General features: G+C 56.1%; 13 protein-coding genes. 8 read left to right on the forward strand and 5 right to left on the reverse strand.

Annotated elements, in window-relative coordinates:
- Positions 1-255 precede the first annotated feature (255 nt).
- The 8 genes from pyrR (at position 256) to SK3146_RS31925 (ending at position 10,123) form a co-directional block, all read left to right on the forward strand.
- A complete protein-coding gene (pyrR, locus tag SK3146_RS31890) occupies positions 256-813 on the forward strand; it encodes a bifunctional pyr operon transcriptional regulator/uracil phosphoribosyltransferase PyrR (RefSeq protein ID WP_259617110.1) in 558 nt (185 codons plus the stop codon).
- Complete coding sequence (locus tag SK3146_RS31895) at positions 810-1,718, forward strand: aspartate carbamoyltransferase catalytic subunit (protein ID WP_249862575.1); 909 nt, start codon at positions 810-812, stop codon at positions 1,716-1,718. The genes pyrR and SK3146_RS31895 overlap by 4 nt, the downstream gene beginning before the upstream one ends.
- Positions 1,719-1,812: 94 nt before the next feature.
- Positions 1,813-3,099 (forward strand): dihydroorotase, encoded by a 1,287-nt coding sequence (locus SK3146_RS31900; RefSeq protein WP_249862576.1) that lies wholly within the window; start codon positions 1,813-1,815, stop codon positions 3,097-3,099.
- A 100-nt stretch (positions 3,100-3,199) separates the two neighbouring features.
- Positions 3,200-4,387 (forward strand): carbamoyl phosphate synthase small subunit, encoded by a 1,188-nt coding sequence (locus SK3146_RS31905; protein ID WP_249862577.1) that lies wholly within the window; start codon positions 3,200-3,202, stop codon positions 4,385-4,387.
- Complete coding sequence (gene carB / locus SK3146_RS31910) at positions 4,374-7,589, forward strand: carbamoyl-phosphate synthase large subunit (protein ID WP_249862578.1); 3,216 nt, start codon at positions 4,374-4,376, stop codon at positions 7,587-7,589. Before SK3146_RS31905 ends, carB begins: the two co-directional genes overlap by 14 nt.
- Before the next feature lie 143 nt (positions 7,590-7,732).
- The gene (gene pyrF, locus SK3146_RS31915; protein ID WP_249862579.1) at positions 7,733-8,464 is read left to right on the forward strand and encodes an orotidine-5'-phosphate decarboxylase; all 732 of its coding nucleotides are present in this window, start codon (positions 7,733-7,735) and stop codon (positions 8,462-8,464) included.
- Positions 8,465-8,476: 12 nt separating this feature from the next.
- Positions 8,477-9,133 carry an orotate phosphoribosyltransferase gene (pyrE, locus tag SK3146_RS31920; RefSeq protein WP_249862580.1) on the forward strand — a complete coding sequence of 219 codons (657 nt, stop codon included), beginning with the start codon at positions 8,477-8,479 and terminating at the stop codon, positions 9,131-9,133.
- Between the two features lie 192 nt (positions 9,134-9,325).
- On the forward strand, positions 9,326-10,123 hold the full coding sequence (locus SK3146_RS31925; RefSeq protein ID WP_249862581.1) for a DL-endopeptidase inhibitor IseA family protein: 798 nt from the start codon (positions 9,326-9,328) through the stop codon (positions 10,121-10,123).
- A 231-nt stretch (positions 10,124-10,354) separates the two neighbouring features.
- Here the strand turns inward: SK3146_RS31925 and mtnB are convergent, their stop codons facing one another.
- Genes mtnB through SK3146_RS31950 form a run of 5 tightly spaced genes read right to left on the reverse strand, consistent with a single transcriptional unit; the run spans position 10,355 to position 15,146 of the window.
- Positions 10,355-10,993 (reverse strand): methylthioribulose 1-phosphate dehydratase, encoded by a 639-nt coding sequence (gene mtnB, locus SK3146_RS31930; protein ID WP_249862582.1) that lies wholly within the window; start codon positions 10,991-10,993, stop codon positions 10,355-10,357.
- Positions 10,990-11,652, reverse strand: coding sequence for a 2-hydroxy-3-keto-5-methylthiopentenyl-1-phosphate phosphatase (locus SK3146_RS31935; protein ID WP_249862583.1), 663 nt, complete (start codon positions 11,650-11,652; stop codon positions 10,990-10,992). Before SK3146_RS31935 ends, mtnB begins: the two co-directional genes overlap by 4 nt.
- On the reverse strand, positions 11,649-12,923 hold the full coding sequence (locus SK3146_RS31940) for a 2,3-diketo-5-methylthiopentyl-1-phosphate enolase (RefSeq protein ID WP_249862584.1): 1,275 nt from the start codon (positions 12,921-12,923) through the stop codon (positions 11,649-11,651). The genes SK3146_RS31935 and SK3146_RS31940 overlap by 4 nt, the downstream gene beginning before the upstream one ends.
- 14 nt (positions 12,924-12,937) lie before the next feature.
- Positions 12,938-13,813: a pyrroline-5-carboxylate reductase gene (proC, locus tag SK3146_RS31945; RefSeq protein ID WP_249862585.1), complete on the reverse strand. Its 876-nt coding sequence runs from the start codon at positions 13,811-13,813 to the stop codon at positions 12,938-12,940.
- A gap of 58 nt (positions 13,814-13,871) precedes the next feature.
- Positions 13,872-15,146: a glutamate-5-semialdehyde dehydrogenase gene (locus tag SK3146_RS31950; RefSeq protein ID WP_249862586.1), complete on the reverse strand. Its 1,275-nt coding sequence runs from the start codon at positions 15,144-15,146 to the stop codon at positions 13,872-13,874.
- Positions 15,147-15,166: the final 20 nt, after the last annotated feature.

Raw genomic sequence — 15,166 nt, forward strand, 5'->3', positions numbered from 1 at the left:
AATCATCGACAGTTGCTATTGACAGCCGATGTCGAACGTGGGATAATACTCGTAACTGAATAGCACCTTTAAACTCAGTCCAGAGAGGCTGGCAAGGTGAACGATTGGAAGAACGGGGAACCCGCATCAACCGCGGTCTGCTGCATGCAGGCTTCGTGTGCTTACTGCCCGCTCTATCCTTGTGTCTACAACCTTGCCTCCGTGCAAGGTTTTTTGTTTTGGCAAACTACTTTTGGCAGGAGGTCGAAGACCTTGGTGCAGGAAACAGAACATGTATTGATGGATGAGACGGGCATGCGCCGCGCGCTGACCCGGATCGCTCACGAAATTCTGGAGAGAAACAAAGGTTTTGAAAATTGCATGCTGATTGGAGTGCGGACCCGGGGCATTTACCTCGCGCGGCGAATCGCCGAAAAAATCCGGGAAATCGAGAACGTGCCGGTTCCGGTAGAGGAAATCGACGTGACTCGCTACCGCGACGACCGTTCCGCAAAAACGGAGCAAACGGCCGCCGGAGCCGGAGCGGCCTCGGAGATGGACATTCACAATAAAAAAATTATTTTGTTCGACGATGTGCTCTTTACGGGCAGAACGGTCAGAGCGGCGATGGACGCTTTGATGGATTTGGGAAGGCCGCAGATGATTCAGCTTGCGGTGCTGGTGGACCGGGGACACCGGGAGCTTCCGATCCGGCCCGACTACGTAGGGAAAAATATACCGACCTCCCGTCTGGAGAAGATCGAGGTATTGCTGAGCGAAGTGGACGGTTCCGATCAAGTCGTCATAACTGGACAGAGGAGGCAAAACGGATGACACAATTGAATGTTGCGGCGGAGAGGCATCTGCTTGGCACCAAAGGAATGAGCGCGGAGGACATTACTTCGATCTTGGACCGCGCCGCTTATTGGGAACAATATCCGGTGAAGCTGGCGAATCATTTGCAAGGCCGGTTTGTGGCCAACATGTTTTTCGAGAACAGCACGAGAACGCGGTTTTCGTTCGAAGTCGCCGAGAAGCGTCTCGGCGCCGAGGTTTTGAACTTCGCTGCGGCCGTCTCCAGCGTCCAGAAGGGAGAATCGATTTACGATACCGTCAAGACGCTGGAATCGATGGGGATCGACGCAGGGGTCATTCGCATGAAGCCGAACGGGCTGCTGGCCGAGCTGGCCGAGAAAGTCAAGGTGCCGCTCATTAACGCAGGCGACGGCAGCAACGAGCATCCGACGCAAGCTTTACTCGATCTGTACACGATGCGCAAGCATTTCGGCCATCTAAGAGGGCTGAGCGTATCGATTGTCGGCGATATTCAGCACAGCCGCGTCGCGCGCTCGAATTTGTGGGCTTTGCAGACGATGGGAGCCAAGGTAAGCTTCTGCGCCCCTCCTAGCATGCAGGCTCCCGAGCTGGCGGCATACGCGCCGTATATTACGATGGACGAGGCTATCAAAGCCGACGTCGTCATGATGCTGAGAGTGCAGCTGGAGCGGCATGAAGAGAATGTGTTCAAATCGACGGCGGACTACCGCGAAGCTTACGGATTGACGGCAGCCAGAGAATCGGCTATGGCGCCTCACGCGATCATCATGCACCCGGCTCCGGTAAACCGCGACGTGGAAATTGACGATGCGCTGGTCGAATGCGAACGGTCCAAAATTTTTGCGCAGATGAGTCATGGCGTGCCGATCCGCATGGCCGTGCTCGAACGGGCGCTTAGCTAACGGTCATCCCGCCGGATAACGAGCCAGTTAACAACGATTGGGCACAATAGTAGCAAAATATATAGTATGAAATAAACAAGTCAGGGAGGGTATTATGGGAATCTGGATCTTAAACGCACAAGTTGTCGCTTCAGGCAATGAGCTGGAGACGCGGCATATTCTGGTGGAAGGCAATACGATTGAGAGCATTATCGACGCGGCAAGCGGTCAGCCGGATACGGCGGGCCACACGGTCGTGGATGCGGCGGGCAAGCTGCTTGCGCCGGGGCTGATCGATATGCACGTACACCTTCGTGATCCCGGCTTCGAGCATAAGGAAACGATCGCAACGGGGACGCGCTCCGCGGCTCGCGGCGGTTTTACGACGATCGCCTGCATGCCGAATACGCGCCCGGTTATCGATACGGTGGAGACGGTTCAATATGTGCTGGACAAGGCCAAGACGGAAGGCGTCGTACGCGTGCTTCCTTACGGATGCATCACGAAGAACGAGCTGGGTCGCGAGCTGACCGACTTCGACGCGCTGAAAGCGGCCGGCGTCATCGGCTACACGGACGACGGAGTAGGCGTGCAGAGTGCGCAAATGATGAAGGACGCGATGGCCAAAGCGGCGTCGATCGGACTGCCCGTCATTGCCCACTGCGAAGACAACACCCTGGTCGAGGGCGCTTGGGTAAGCGAAGGCGCTTTTTCCAAAAAGCACGGCTTGAAAGGCATTCCGAACGAGTCGGAAGCGATCCATGTCGGCCGTGATATTTTGCTGGCTGAAGCGACGGGCGTACATTATCATGTCTGCCACGTCAGCACGGAGCAATCGGTGCGCCTGATCCGCCATGCGAAGCAGTTCGGCATCAAGGTTACTGCGGAGGTATGCCCGCATCATCTGCTGCTCTCGGACGAAGATATTCCGGGCATGGACGCTAACTGGAAAATGAATCCGCCGCTTCGCACGCCGCGCGACGTACAGGCTTGTATCGAAGGGCTGCTGGACGGCACGATCGACATCGTCGTCACGGACCATGCTCCGCACAGCGAGGAAGAGAAGGCGCGCGGCGTCGACCTGGCTCCGTTCGGCATCGTCGGATTCGAAACGGCGTTCCCGCTCTTGTACACCAAATTCGTCGCTACGGGACAATGGACGCTGCAGTTCCTGGTCGATAAAATGACCAAGCTGCCGGCCCAAGTATTCGGTCTGAAGCAGGGCACTCTTGAAGTAGGCAAAACGGCAGATCTGACGATCATCGATCTGGAACAGGAGAAGGAAGTCAATCCGGCGGAGTTCGCTTCCAAAGGACGCAATACGCCGTTTACCGGCTGGAAGCTGAAAGGCTGGCCCGCTTGGACGATGGTGGACGGCAAAGTCGTCTGGTCCGAACAATAATCGGAATACACATAAGCGTTACAAATCAAACGGTTATTCCCCTCCGCGGTTAACGCGGTTTACACATAGGATTGTACACAAAGATAAGGAGTTGAAGACGATGCAGGCAAGGTTGTTGTTGGAAGACGGCACGTTATTTACCGGAACGGCATTCGGCAGCGAAGGCGAATCGACGGGTGAGGTCGTTTTTAATACAGGGATTACAGGGTATCAAGAGGTGTTGTCGGACCCTTCGTATTGCGGTCAAATCGTGACGATGACGTACCCTTTGATCGGGAACTACGGGATTACGAGAGACGATTTCGAATCGATCCGTCCGTTCGTTCACGGCTTTGTCGTACGCGAGCATGAGACGGTGCCGAGCAACTGGAGAGCGGAATATTCGGTAGACAGCCTGCTTAAAGAGTACGGCATTATCGGCATCAGCGGCATCGATACCCGCATGCTGACCCGCCGTATTCGTCATCACGGGGTAATGAAAGGGCTCTTGACGACATCGAACAAATCGGTCGCCGAGCTGATGGAGCAGCTGCAGGCGAATCCGCTGATGATCGATCAAGTTTCCCGCGTGTCCACCAAGAGCGTATTCAGCTGCCCGGGCTCCAAAGAGCGCGTCGTCGTCGTCGATTTCGGCGCGAAGACAGGCATTATCCGCGACTTGTCGAGCCGCGGCTGCGATGTGGTTGTCGTGCCGCAAGATACGACGGCCGAGCAAATCCGCCGCTTGGCTCCGGACGGCATCATGCTGTCGAACGGCCCTGGGGATCCGAAGGACGTGCCTCACGCGGCCAAAATGATTTCCGAAATTCTCGGCGAATACCCGATCTTCGGTATTTGTCTTGGTCATCAGCTGCTGGCTCTGGCTTGCGGAGCCGATACGGAGAAGCTGAAATTCGGTCATCGCGGCGGCAACCATCCGGTGAAAGACTTGAAGACGAACCGCTGCTACATTACTTCGCAAAACCACGGTTATACGGTTAACGATGCTTCCATCGCCGGAACGGAGCTGGAAGTGACGCATATCAACAACAACGACGGCACTATCGAAGGATTGAAACATAAGAAGCATGCTGCATTCTCGGTCCAATACCATCCTGAGGCGGCTCCGGGGCCTTACGACTCCAGCTATCTGTTCGATGATTTCATTGCCATGATCCGCGAATTCAAACAAGCGAAGCCGGCGCTTCCGAGACAAGCGCAAATTTCCGCCGCTTCCAAGCAAGGTCTGGAGCCTGCGGGCGCTGCTGCCCCTGCATCGAAAGGAGAACTGCACTATGCCAAAAAATAATAGCTTGAAAAAAATATTAGTTATCGGTTCCGGTCCGATCGTCATCGGACAAGCGGCTGAGTTCGACTATGCCGGTACTCAGGCTTGCCAAGCCTTGAAAGAAGAAGGAATGGAAGTCGTGCTGATCAACAGCAACCCGGCTACGATCATGACGGATACGAACATGGCGGACAAAGTATATATCGAGCCGATCACGCTCGATTTCGTAACCCAAATTATCCGTCAGGAGCGTCCCGACGGCTTGCTGCCGACGCTCGGCGGGCAAACGGGCCTCAACATGGCCGTAGAACTGGCGCGCGCCGGCGTGCTGGAGCGCGAGAACGTGAAGCTGCTCGGTACGCAGCTTACCGCGATCGAGAAAGCGGAGGACCGCGACTTGTTCCGCGATCTGATGCGCGAGCTGGAGCAGCCGGTTCCGGACAGCACCATCGTCACGACCGTGAAGGAAGCCGTAGATTTCGCCAATGAGATCGGTTATCCGATCATCGTGCGTCCGGCTTATACGCTCGGCGGCACCGGCGGCGGCATTTGCGCGAACGAAGAAGAGCTGCTGGAGACGGTAGCCTCCGGTATCCGCTACAGCCCGATCGGCCAATGTCTGATCGAGAAGAGCATCGCCGGCATGAAGGAAGTCGAATACGAAGTGATGCGCGACGCCAACGACAACTGTATCGTCGTATGTAACATGGAAAACTTCGATCCGGTGGGCGTGCATACCGGCGACAGTATCGTCGTAGCGCCTAGCCAGACGCTGTCCGACCGCGAATATCAAATGCTGCGTTCCGCATCGCTGAAAATTATCCGCGCTTTGAATATCGAAGGCGGATGTAACGTGCAATTCGCGCTGGACCCGTTCAGCTATCAATACTATGTCATCGAGGTAAACCCGCGCGTCAGCCGTTCCTCGGCGCTTGCTTCCAAAGCAACCGGTTATCCGATTGCCAAAATGGCGGCGAAAATCGCGATCGGTTATACGCTCGATGAAATCATCAACCCGGTTACGGGACAAACCTATGCATGCTTTGAGCCGACGCTCGACTACATCGTATCGAAAATTCCTCGCTGGCCGTTCGACAAATTTACGGCGGCGAACCGCAAGCTCGGCACGCAAATGAAGGCGACTGGCGAAGTGATGGCCATCGGCCGCACGTTCGAGGAATCGATTCATAAAGCGATCCGTTCGCTCGAAATCGGCGTTCACCGCCTCTATCTGAAAGAAACCGACCTGCTCGACCAAGAGACGCTGGAAACGCGTCTGGCGAAGCCGGATGACGAGCGGATGTTCCTGATCGCCGAAGCGTTCCGCCGCGGCTACACGCTCCAGCAAATCCAGGATTTGACCAAGATCGACTGGTGGTTCTTGAGCAAGCTCGAAGGGCTGATTCAATTCGAGGAGCAGCTGCTGCAGCCCGAATTGACGGAAGAGCTGCTGTATCAAGCGAAGCGCAAAGGGTTCACGGACCGCGCGATCGCCGAAATCCGCAGCAATGCGGGTAACGGGCTCAACTTTACGCAAGAAGCCGACATCCGCGCATACCGTCTCAGCTTGAACTTGAAGCCGGTTTACAAAATGGTCGATACTTGCGCGGCCGAGTTCGAAGCGACGACGCCTTACTACTACTCGACATACGAGACCGAAGACGAAGTGAAGGAAACGACCAAGCAAAAAGTCGTCGTCTTAGGCTCCGGCCCGATCCGGATCGGCCAAGGGATCGAGTTCGACTATTCTACCGTGCACGCGGTATGGGCGATCCAGGCGGCAGGCTATGAAGCGGTTATTATCAACAACAATCCGGAAACCGTATCGACGGACTTTAACACATCGGACCGTCTGTATTTCGAGCCGCTGTTCTTCGAAGACGTCATGAACGTGATCGAGCATGAGAAGCCGATCGGCGTTATCGTTCAATTCGGCGGTCAAACGGCGATTAACCTGGCGGCTCCGCTGGCCAAGGCAGGCGTGAAAATTCTCGGTACCGATCTGGAAAACATCGATGCGGCCGAAGACCGCAAAAAGTTCGAAGCGCTGCTGCGCGGCTTGAACATTGCGCAGCCTCCGGGCGGCACGGTCACATCCGTCGATCAAGCGGTCGGCATGGCTTCGAGATTCGGCTACCCTGTGCTCGTTCGTCCATCGTACGTATTGGGCGGCCGGGCGATGGAAATCGTTTATTCCGACGAAGAGCTGCTGAGCTACATGGAATATGCGGTCAAAATCAATCCGGAGCATCCGGTACTGATCGACCGTTATATGCTCGGCAAAGAGGTCGAGGTTGACGCGATTTGCGATAAAGACACCGTATTGATCCCGGGCATCATGGAGCATGTCGAAAGAGCGGGCGTTCACTCCGGAGACTCCATCGCCGTCTATCCGCCGCAAACGATCTCGGAGGACATCAAGCAGCAAATTATCGACATTACGACGAAGATCGCCAGAGGGCTGCAAGTCGTAGGTCTGGTGAACATCCAGTTCGTTATTTATCAAGACCAGGCATATGTTATCGAAGTGAATCCGCGCTCCTCCAGAACGGTGCCGTTCTTGAGCAAAGTAACGAAGATTCCGATGGCGAACGTAGCGACAAGACTCATTATGGGCGAGAAATTGGCCGATATGGGCTATCAGACGGGCTTGTGGCCGGAAGACGAGTACGTATCGGTCAAAGTTCCGGTATTCTCCTTCGCCAAGCTGCGCCGCGTAGATACGACGCTCGGACCGGAAATGAAATCGACGGGCGAAGTTATGGGCCGCGACCATACGTTTGCCAAAGCGTTGTACAAAGGGCTGATCGGCTCCGGAATGAAAATTCCGCCGACAGGCGCCATTATTGCCACGGTAGCGGATAAAGATAAAGCGGAAGCGATCGAAATATTGACCGGCTTCTACAACCTCGGATATAAAATCGTAGCGACAGGCGGTACGGCCAAGGCGCTGGAAGAAGCCGGATTGCATGTTACTCATGTGAACAAGCTGAGCGAAGGATCGCCGAACATTCTCGACCTGATCCGCAACGGCGAAGCCCACTTCGTCGTCAATACGCTGACCAAAGGCAAGACGCCGGAGCGCGACGGATTCCGCATCCGCCGTGAAGCGGTAGAGAACGGCGTCGTGTGCATGACCTCGCTGGATACGGTAAGAGCGCTGTGGCATATGCTGGAAGCGATCAATTTCCAATCGAGACCGATGCCTGCGCATCACGCATAATAAATAACCTATCGATTAGCACAGTAACCCGGGACTGCAAACGGAGGGATGCTGTGCTAATCCCTTGATTAGGCTCGCGAAGAGTTGGCGAAAAGAGTGGTACGCTTTTTGACCAAACCGAACTTTTTTATGGGAGGTACACGATGTCAACACAAACCAACGTCGCCGAACGGATCATGGTGGCTCTGGACTATCCGGATGCCGCATCGGCCGAGCAGCTGCTGCAGGCTTTGCAAGGGATTCCGTGTTATATGAAAGTCGGCATGCAGCTGTTCTACAGCGCGGGCCCGCAGTTTGTGGCCGGGTTGAAAGAGAAAGGCTACAAAGTGTTCCTCGATGTGAAAATGCACGATATTCCGAATACGGTAAAAGGCGGCTCGGAAAGCGTAACCCGGCTCGGTGTGGATATGTTCAACGTGCATGCGGCCGGGGGCAAGCAGATGCTGGAAGCGGCGCTGGAGGGCGTTGACAAAGCGCTCGGCGGGATGAACGGAGCGAGCCGCCCTATCGTCATCGCGGTGACGCAGCTGACGAGCACCAGCCAGACGGTAATGAACGAAGAAATAGGGGTTGCCGGAAGCGTGGAAGAAGCGGTGCTGCGCTACGCACGGCTCGCGCAAAGCGCGGGGCTGCAAGGCGTTGTGGCTTCGCCGCTCGAAGTGACGCGGATTAAGGCGGCCTGCGGAAGCGGCTTCTTCACAGTAACCCCGGGCATTCGTCCGGCAGGCGCGGACATCGGCGATCAGTCGCGCGTAATGACGCCTCAGGAAGCTTTCGCCCAAGGAACCGATTATGTAGTCATCGGCCGTCCGATAACGGCTGCCAAGGACCCTAGAAGCGCGCTGGAAGCGATTATTGAGACTATTTTAATATAAAGGAGATTTGCCATGAGTACCCAATCGATTACGACCAATCCGGAGCTAGCCGAGCAAATCGCAGCATCGCTGCTGCAGATTCAAGCGGTAGCTCTTCGCCCGAACCAGCCGTTCACCTGGACTTCGGGGCTGAAATCGCCGATTTATTGCGACAATCGCTTGACGATCTCGTACCCGGACATCCGCGAGCGGATTGCCGACGGCTTCGTATCTTTAATCCGCGCCAATTTCCCGGATGTCGAGGTGATCGCTGGAGCCGCCACAGGGGGAATTCCTCATGCGGCTTGGGTCGCGCAAAAGCTTAATCTGCCAATGGTTTACGTGCGCGATAAAGCGAAAGGCCACGGCAAGGAAAATTTAATCGAAGGCGTAATCAAGCCGGGACAAAAAACGGTGGTTATCGAAGACTTGATCTCCACCGGAGGCAGCTCGCTGAAAGTCGCTTTGGCCGTCAATGAAGCGGGGGCGAATGCGCTCGGAGTGCTCGGGATTTTCTCCTATCAGTTCGAGAAAGCGGCGGAGGCGTTCCGCGGCGCAGCCGTTCCTTTTGAAACGTTGACCAACTATACGACGCTGGTCGACGTCGCTCTGAAGCAGGGAAGCATTCGTCAGGAAGATATCGAAGTGTTGAAAGCATGGCGGCTGAACCCAAGCGAATACGGTAAATAAGCAGCACAGCAGGTTAGGCTGGACGGTAATGCCCTCGCGCCCCTTAAGATTGGAGCCGAGGGTTTTTTTTGCAGAAGCCGGGCCGAGGCTATATACGATCCGGCGTTTGGAATTTATAATAGAATTACTATTTTGATAGAGAGCCGTATTTTACACGGCAATGGAATGAACTACGATGGTGGAGGTTGTCGCATGAGCTTCAAAGACAAATGGAAAGGATTCGTGCTTGGAGCCGCTTCAGCAACGGTTTTGATGTCGGCTTCTGCCGTGTTTGCCGACAATCCGATGGTCAAGCCGATAACGGCCACGTATAACCAAATCAAGCTGTTCGTGAACGGCCAGCCTGTCGTGCCCAAAGATTCGGACGGCCAAATCGTGGAGCCTTTTATTTACGAAGGGACTACATACCTTCCTATCCGGGCGATAGCGCAGGCGCTGAGCCAGCAGGTCAAATGGGACGGGGAGAAGAACAGCATCTATATCGATTCGCTTGAAGACGAAGTGATTCCGACGCTGGCGCTAACCGATCAACAGGTAATGGAGCTGATCGCCCAATCGGCGAGAGTGTATGAGGTGGCGAGCGGCGGACCCGTGAAGGGCAATTCCGTCTGCAATTATGAATCGGTGCATATTCCCGGAGACGAGCTGAGCCGCAGCTATTCTTGCGGCTTCAATACGATCGCCGAGGTGAAAAAGTATTTGGGGGAAGTGTTTACCCCGGATTACGTGGATACGTTCATCAAGGAGCACGGTTTGACCGAGGTCAACGGCAAGCTGGCGCTGCAGGCGGCCGACGGCGGGACGATCTATGATTGGGATAAAGCACGCATCAAGGAAAAGGCGGTTATCGGCAGCACTGCGGAGGTCGATTTCGAGGTGCCGGTTCGCGAAGGGATTGAAATGCCTTCGGGCGAGAGCAAGACGTCAACGCAGAAGGTCGCTTTCGAATACGTCAAAGGCCAAGGCTGGCGGATGCCCAAAATGCGCTAAGCTGACCGCCAAGCGGCATACCTGCCGGGCGACGGATTGTCCCCGCTTTAGCGGTTCAAAAGTTAGGAGTAGTCTGTCCGATGAACGACGTGGAAGGTATATATATGAAATATACAGTCATTATTCATTCGCTATGCACAAAAGGCACTCCGTCGGACAGACTCTTAGGATTGCATCAAAAAAGGCGCGAGCTCTCTCAACAGAGCCGCGCCTTTTCGTTTTAATAACTCGCTATTTTTTCAGCAATTCCCAGCGGTACACGTATTCGAATAAATATTCGAATGCTTCCAGGTTGCGCTTCGCTTCGAAGGCGTTCGCGCCCCAAGCGTAAATGCCGTGCTTGCGCAGCATAATCCCCGGCACACGAGGAACGATAGCGCCTTGAACCAGCTCGGCGATCCGCGGAATATCCGCATAGTTCGGAAGAATCGGCACCTCGATCTGCGCGTCCTCTTCCCAAATATTGAATGCCTTGATCAACTCGACGCCTTCGACGGGGATCGATCCGCGTTCCCAGAACAGCTCGGAGGCGAGGTTATTGAACACGGTATGCACGTGAAAAATCGCTCCGCAGCCGGTAGCCTTATAGATCTCGCAATGGATCAGCGTTTCGGCGGAAGGCTTGAGGCTTGTCGCATCGGTAGGCTTCCCGTCTTGATCCACCAGCAAAAAGTCCGACGGCGTGTTGACCGACTTGTCTTTACCGCTGGCCGTAATGGCGAAGGTGAACTGTTCCGGCGCGAAATCGCCGACCCGGATGGACAGGTTGCCGCTGGTTGCGGGAAACCAGCCTTTGGCGGCCAAAATCGTTTTAATCTCTTTTAGCTCGGCGAATGCCTGCTGCTTTTCTTCCAGACGAAGGTTGCTCACTGTACTTTCAACTCCTCAAGCTGCTTGACGATATCGTGGAAATCGTCAAAGGCATAATAATTCAACCCCAAATCTTTGCACAGATCGACGAGAATGGAGCGGGCGAATACAGTCTCTACCAGCTTCGCGCCTTCGAAATCGGTGACGCTGTCGCCGATCATGATGCGGTCGTATTGCTCCGGCGAATAGCGGCGGATGATCGCGGTTTTGCACATGCCGCAATCGTTATGGCAATGCTCGTCGCAAGCGTGAGGCCATAATATTCGGATATGGTTATCGCTAAAATCGCTGCCGTTGCAGTAAATATGATCTTTCGGAATCGGAAATTGCGATAGGACGGGATAGACGAAGAAATCGATCCCGCCGCTCGTCACGTAAAATTCGATGCCGTTATGGCGGCAGTAATCGAGCAGCTGCTGGAAGCCCGGCCGTATCCGCACATTGCCTATCGCAAAATCGACGACTTCCTGCTTGCGCGATGTTGGGAGCAGCGCGAACATCCGGCCGACGCCTTCGCGAATCGAGATCGTCTTGGCGAGCACCTGCTCGACCAGTTGATCCCATCCCGGCGGCTGAAAATGCTTCATGATGGCGACGATATTGTCGTTGACGGTAATCGTGCCGTCGAAGTCGCAAAAGATGATCTGCTTCTTGGTCATTCGCGAATTCCCCAAGCGTCGATAGCCGCTTTTAGCTCAGGATGGTTTTCCGCGTACGCTCTAAGCGATTGCCCGGCTTGGCAGGCTGCTATCGCTTGACGGAATGCTTGTCCGCCGGCAATGGTGCCCATCGGATGGCCGTGAATGCCGCCGCCTGCGTTCACAATGACCTGCTCGCCGAAGTCCTTAAGGATGAGCGGTACAAGACCCGGATGAATACCCGCGGACGGTACGGGGAAGCTCGTTTTGAGCGGCAGCGCGCCTTGCGGACGGCCGTCCCGGGAATAAATGTAATCGGATGCGCGCTCGGTCAGCAGCACTTCCTTGATCGCCATATTTTCTTCGCGCGGCATGACGACGGAGCCGTATGGCGACGGGAACAGCACGAGATCGGCGCCGGAGAGCCTCATCAGCTTGCCGAGCAGCACATTGGCCGCAATGCCGTAATGCGGCGACGGATAATATGCGCCGGCCATCGCCGGATGAGCCATGATCGGAACGTTGATTTCCGGATGGCGGCTCAGCTCGCTTAGCACGTCGAAGCCGTAAGCCAACACGTTGAACAGCAGCGCGTTGGCACCGGTCGCAACCGCTTTGCGGGCTTGATCGAGCAGGCCGAACGTAGGTCCGGTCAAGTTCGTCGCGTAGAGCAGCTTTTGGCCGGTTTTCTGTTCGGCCTGAGCCGCCGCCTGCAGGCATGCCTCCACGCGCTTTTCAATCGGCGTCAGCGGGTTTTCGAACAAGATTTCATCGTCTTTGATCAAATCGACGCCGCCCGCGGCTTGCAAGTAAAACTGCTCGCGCAGCGTATCCAGATCATGGCCGATCACCGATTTGAAAATGCTCATAAGCAGCGGGCGGTCATGGACGCCGAGCAGCTCGCGAACGCCTTGCATACCGAATTTCGGACCGGGGAAGGCCGATAGGAAATCTTCGGAGAACGACAAATCAATGAGCTTAACCTTGCCGTCCATCGACAGCTTGCCGAAGACGGTGACGAGCAGCGCAGGAATATCGCGGCTGAAATTGGCGTCGGGATAAGCGATGGAAATATCGGCATAGCGCTCCGATGCGGGAGCGCCGGGAGCCGGCTCATGCACCTTGACGTCGACAACTTGGCCCAGATGGCGCTGCATCTCGGCTTTCTTCGTTTCCGGCAGATCGGTCCAGCTGCCGACGGTCAAACCGACGGCGATGCCTTGCGCTTTTTTCGCGAAGTCGGCTTTTTCATCATGGCAGCGATATGTGGCAACGCAATAAGAATTGGACAAAACGTACACCTACTTTATTTGGATTGAACTGTAGCGGCTTGGGACGTGATCGCGTCTCCAAGCTCCGCCGCGCGCTCCGCGCAGCGGAGAACGGCTTGGGTTACGCCCACGGCGAAATCATGGTGGTCGAGCGTCTCAATCGCCGCTTGGGTCGTCCCGTTCGGCGAGGTTACCTTGCGGCGCAGCTCGGCAGGCTCTTCGCCGGTCAGCTCGACCATTTTGGCGGCGCCCAGCACGGTCTGCACCGTCAGCTCTCTGGCCGCTTCCGGCGAGAGACCGCCGCGGATGCCGCCTTCGATCATCGCTTCCATCATATAATAGATGTAAGCGGGGCCGCTGCCCGATACGCCGGTGACGATATCAAGCTTCGACTCTTCTACGACGGAAACGATGCCGGTGGAGGCGAAGATGTCGATGGCAAGCTGCCGCTGTTCGGCGCTGACGGCGGCCGAGAAGCTGAGGCCCGTCGCGCCCAGTCCGATAGAGCTGGACGTATTGGGCATCGTGCGGACGATAGGCTGTCCGCTCACGCCGATGACCGCCTCGATTGTCGAGATCGACAATCCGGCGATCACGGATACAAGCAGCTGCCCGCTAGTCAGCTGCGGGGCGAGCGCCTTCAAGCCTTCGATGGCATCCTTCGGCTTGAAGGCTGCGACGATCACATCGGCTTGCGCGATGGCGGCGGCTTTGGCGGCGTCGTCTGCCGCGCAGCTGACGCCGTAGCGCTCGTGAAGCTCCATCAGCCGCTCCTGGTTGGAGCGGTTGATCATAGTAATGCGGGACGGGTTCCCGTCCTGCTGCGAAGTCAGCCCGCGGACGATCGCTTCCGCCATCGAGCCGGCTCCGACGAAGGTGATGCTTGCGCTGGATAAGCTGGATTTGGTCATGATAAGTAGCTCCTCGTAAAGAAATTGCAGGCGCGCGCTCGACGAGCCTGCTTCTATGTTAACCGCGGATTTGACCGCTGCCGCTGATCAAATATTTGCTCGAAGTCAGCTCGGGCAGTCCCATAGGACCGCGCGCATGCAGCTTCTGCGTGCTGATGCCGATCTCCGCCCCGAAGCCGAATTCAAAGCCGTCGGTGAATCGGGTGGAGGCGTTGTGATAGACGGCAGCCGCATCGATCGTTTCCAGGAAGCGCGCAGCATTCTCCTGATTTTCCGTGACGATGCACTCGGAGTGCTTCGTTCCATGAGCCCCGATATGAGCCATCGCTTCGTCCAGTGAAGACACGACGCGGATATTGAGAATATAGTCGTTATATTCCGTATCCCAATCTTCGTCCGCCGCTTCTTTCATTGAAGGAACAAGCAGCCGGGCCGAAGCGCTGCCGCGCAGCTCCACGCCGCTGGCGCCGAATGCTTCCGCAAGCTGTGCCAAATGCCGCTCGGCGAAGGCTTCATGCACCAGCAGCGTCTCCATCGAGTTGCACACGGAAGGCCGCTGCACCTTGGCGTTCAGCGCGATGTTCAGCGCCATCTCATATTGTGCGGTTTCGTCAATATAAGTATGACAAATGCCTGCGCCCGTTTCAATCACGGGAACCGTCGCATTGCGTACGACATTCTGGATTAGAGAATGTCCGCCGCGCGGGATAAGCACGTCGAGCAGGCCGTTAAGCTTCAGCATCTCGTCGACGGAGGCGCGGCTTGGATCTATAACGAGCTGCAAAGCATCCGCCGGAAGCTCGGTATCGCGGAGCGCTTCGTGCAGCACTTCGACGATGCGTTTATTGGAATGAAGAGCCGCGGACCCGCCCCGCAGTACGACCGCGTTGCCGGTTTTCAGGCACAGGGCGGCGGCGTCTACCGTGACGTTAGGGCGGGCTTCGTAGATGATTCCGATGACGCCGATAGGGACGCGGACTTTGCGGATATGCAGCCCGTTCGGACGGGTAAACTCCGCCAATTGGTCGCCGATCGGATCGGGAAGCAAGGCTACCTCGCGCAGCCCTTGCGCGATGCCGGCGATCCGCTGCTCATTGAGCGCGATCCGGTCGAGCAGGGAAGAGCTGGTGCCGTTTTCCTTGCCCTGTCGCAAATCCTCCGCATTGGCGGCTATAATGGAAGCCGTCTCCTTGATCAAGGCGTCGGCCATCGCGTGGAGCGCGCTGTTCTTTTGCTCGGTTGTAGCCAGCGCCAACGGAGGCGCCGCATGTTTGGCCAGCGTCGCTTTCTGAACGACTTCGCTCGCCGTAGTTGCTGTGTGTTGAGTTGACATCTTTAAATTCCTCCTCGCGT

Source organism: Paenibacillus konkukensis (genome assembly GCF_023523925.1).
Lineage (GTDB): Bacteria > Bacillota > Bacilli > Paenibacillales > NBRC-103111 > Paenibacillus_S > Paenibacillus_S doosanensis.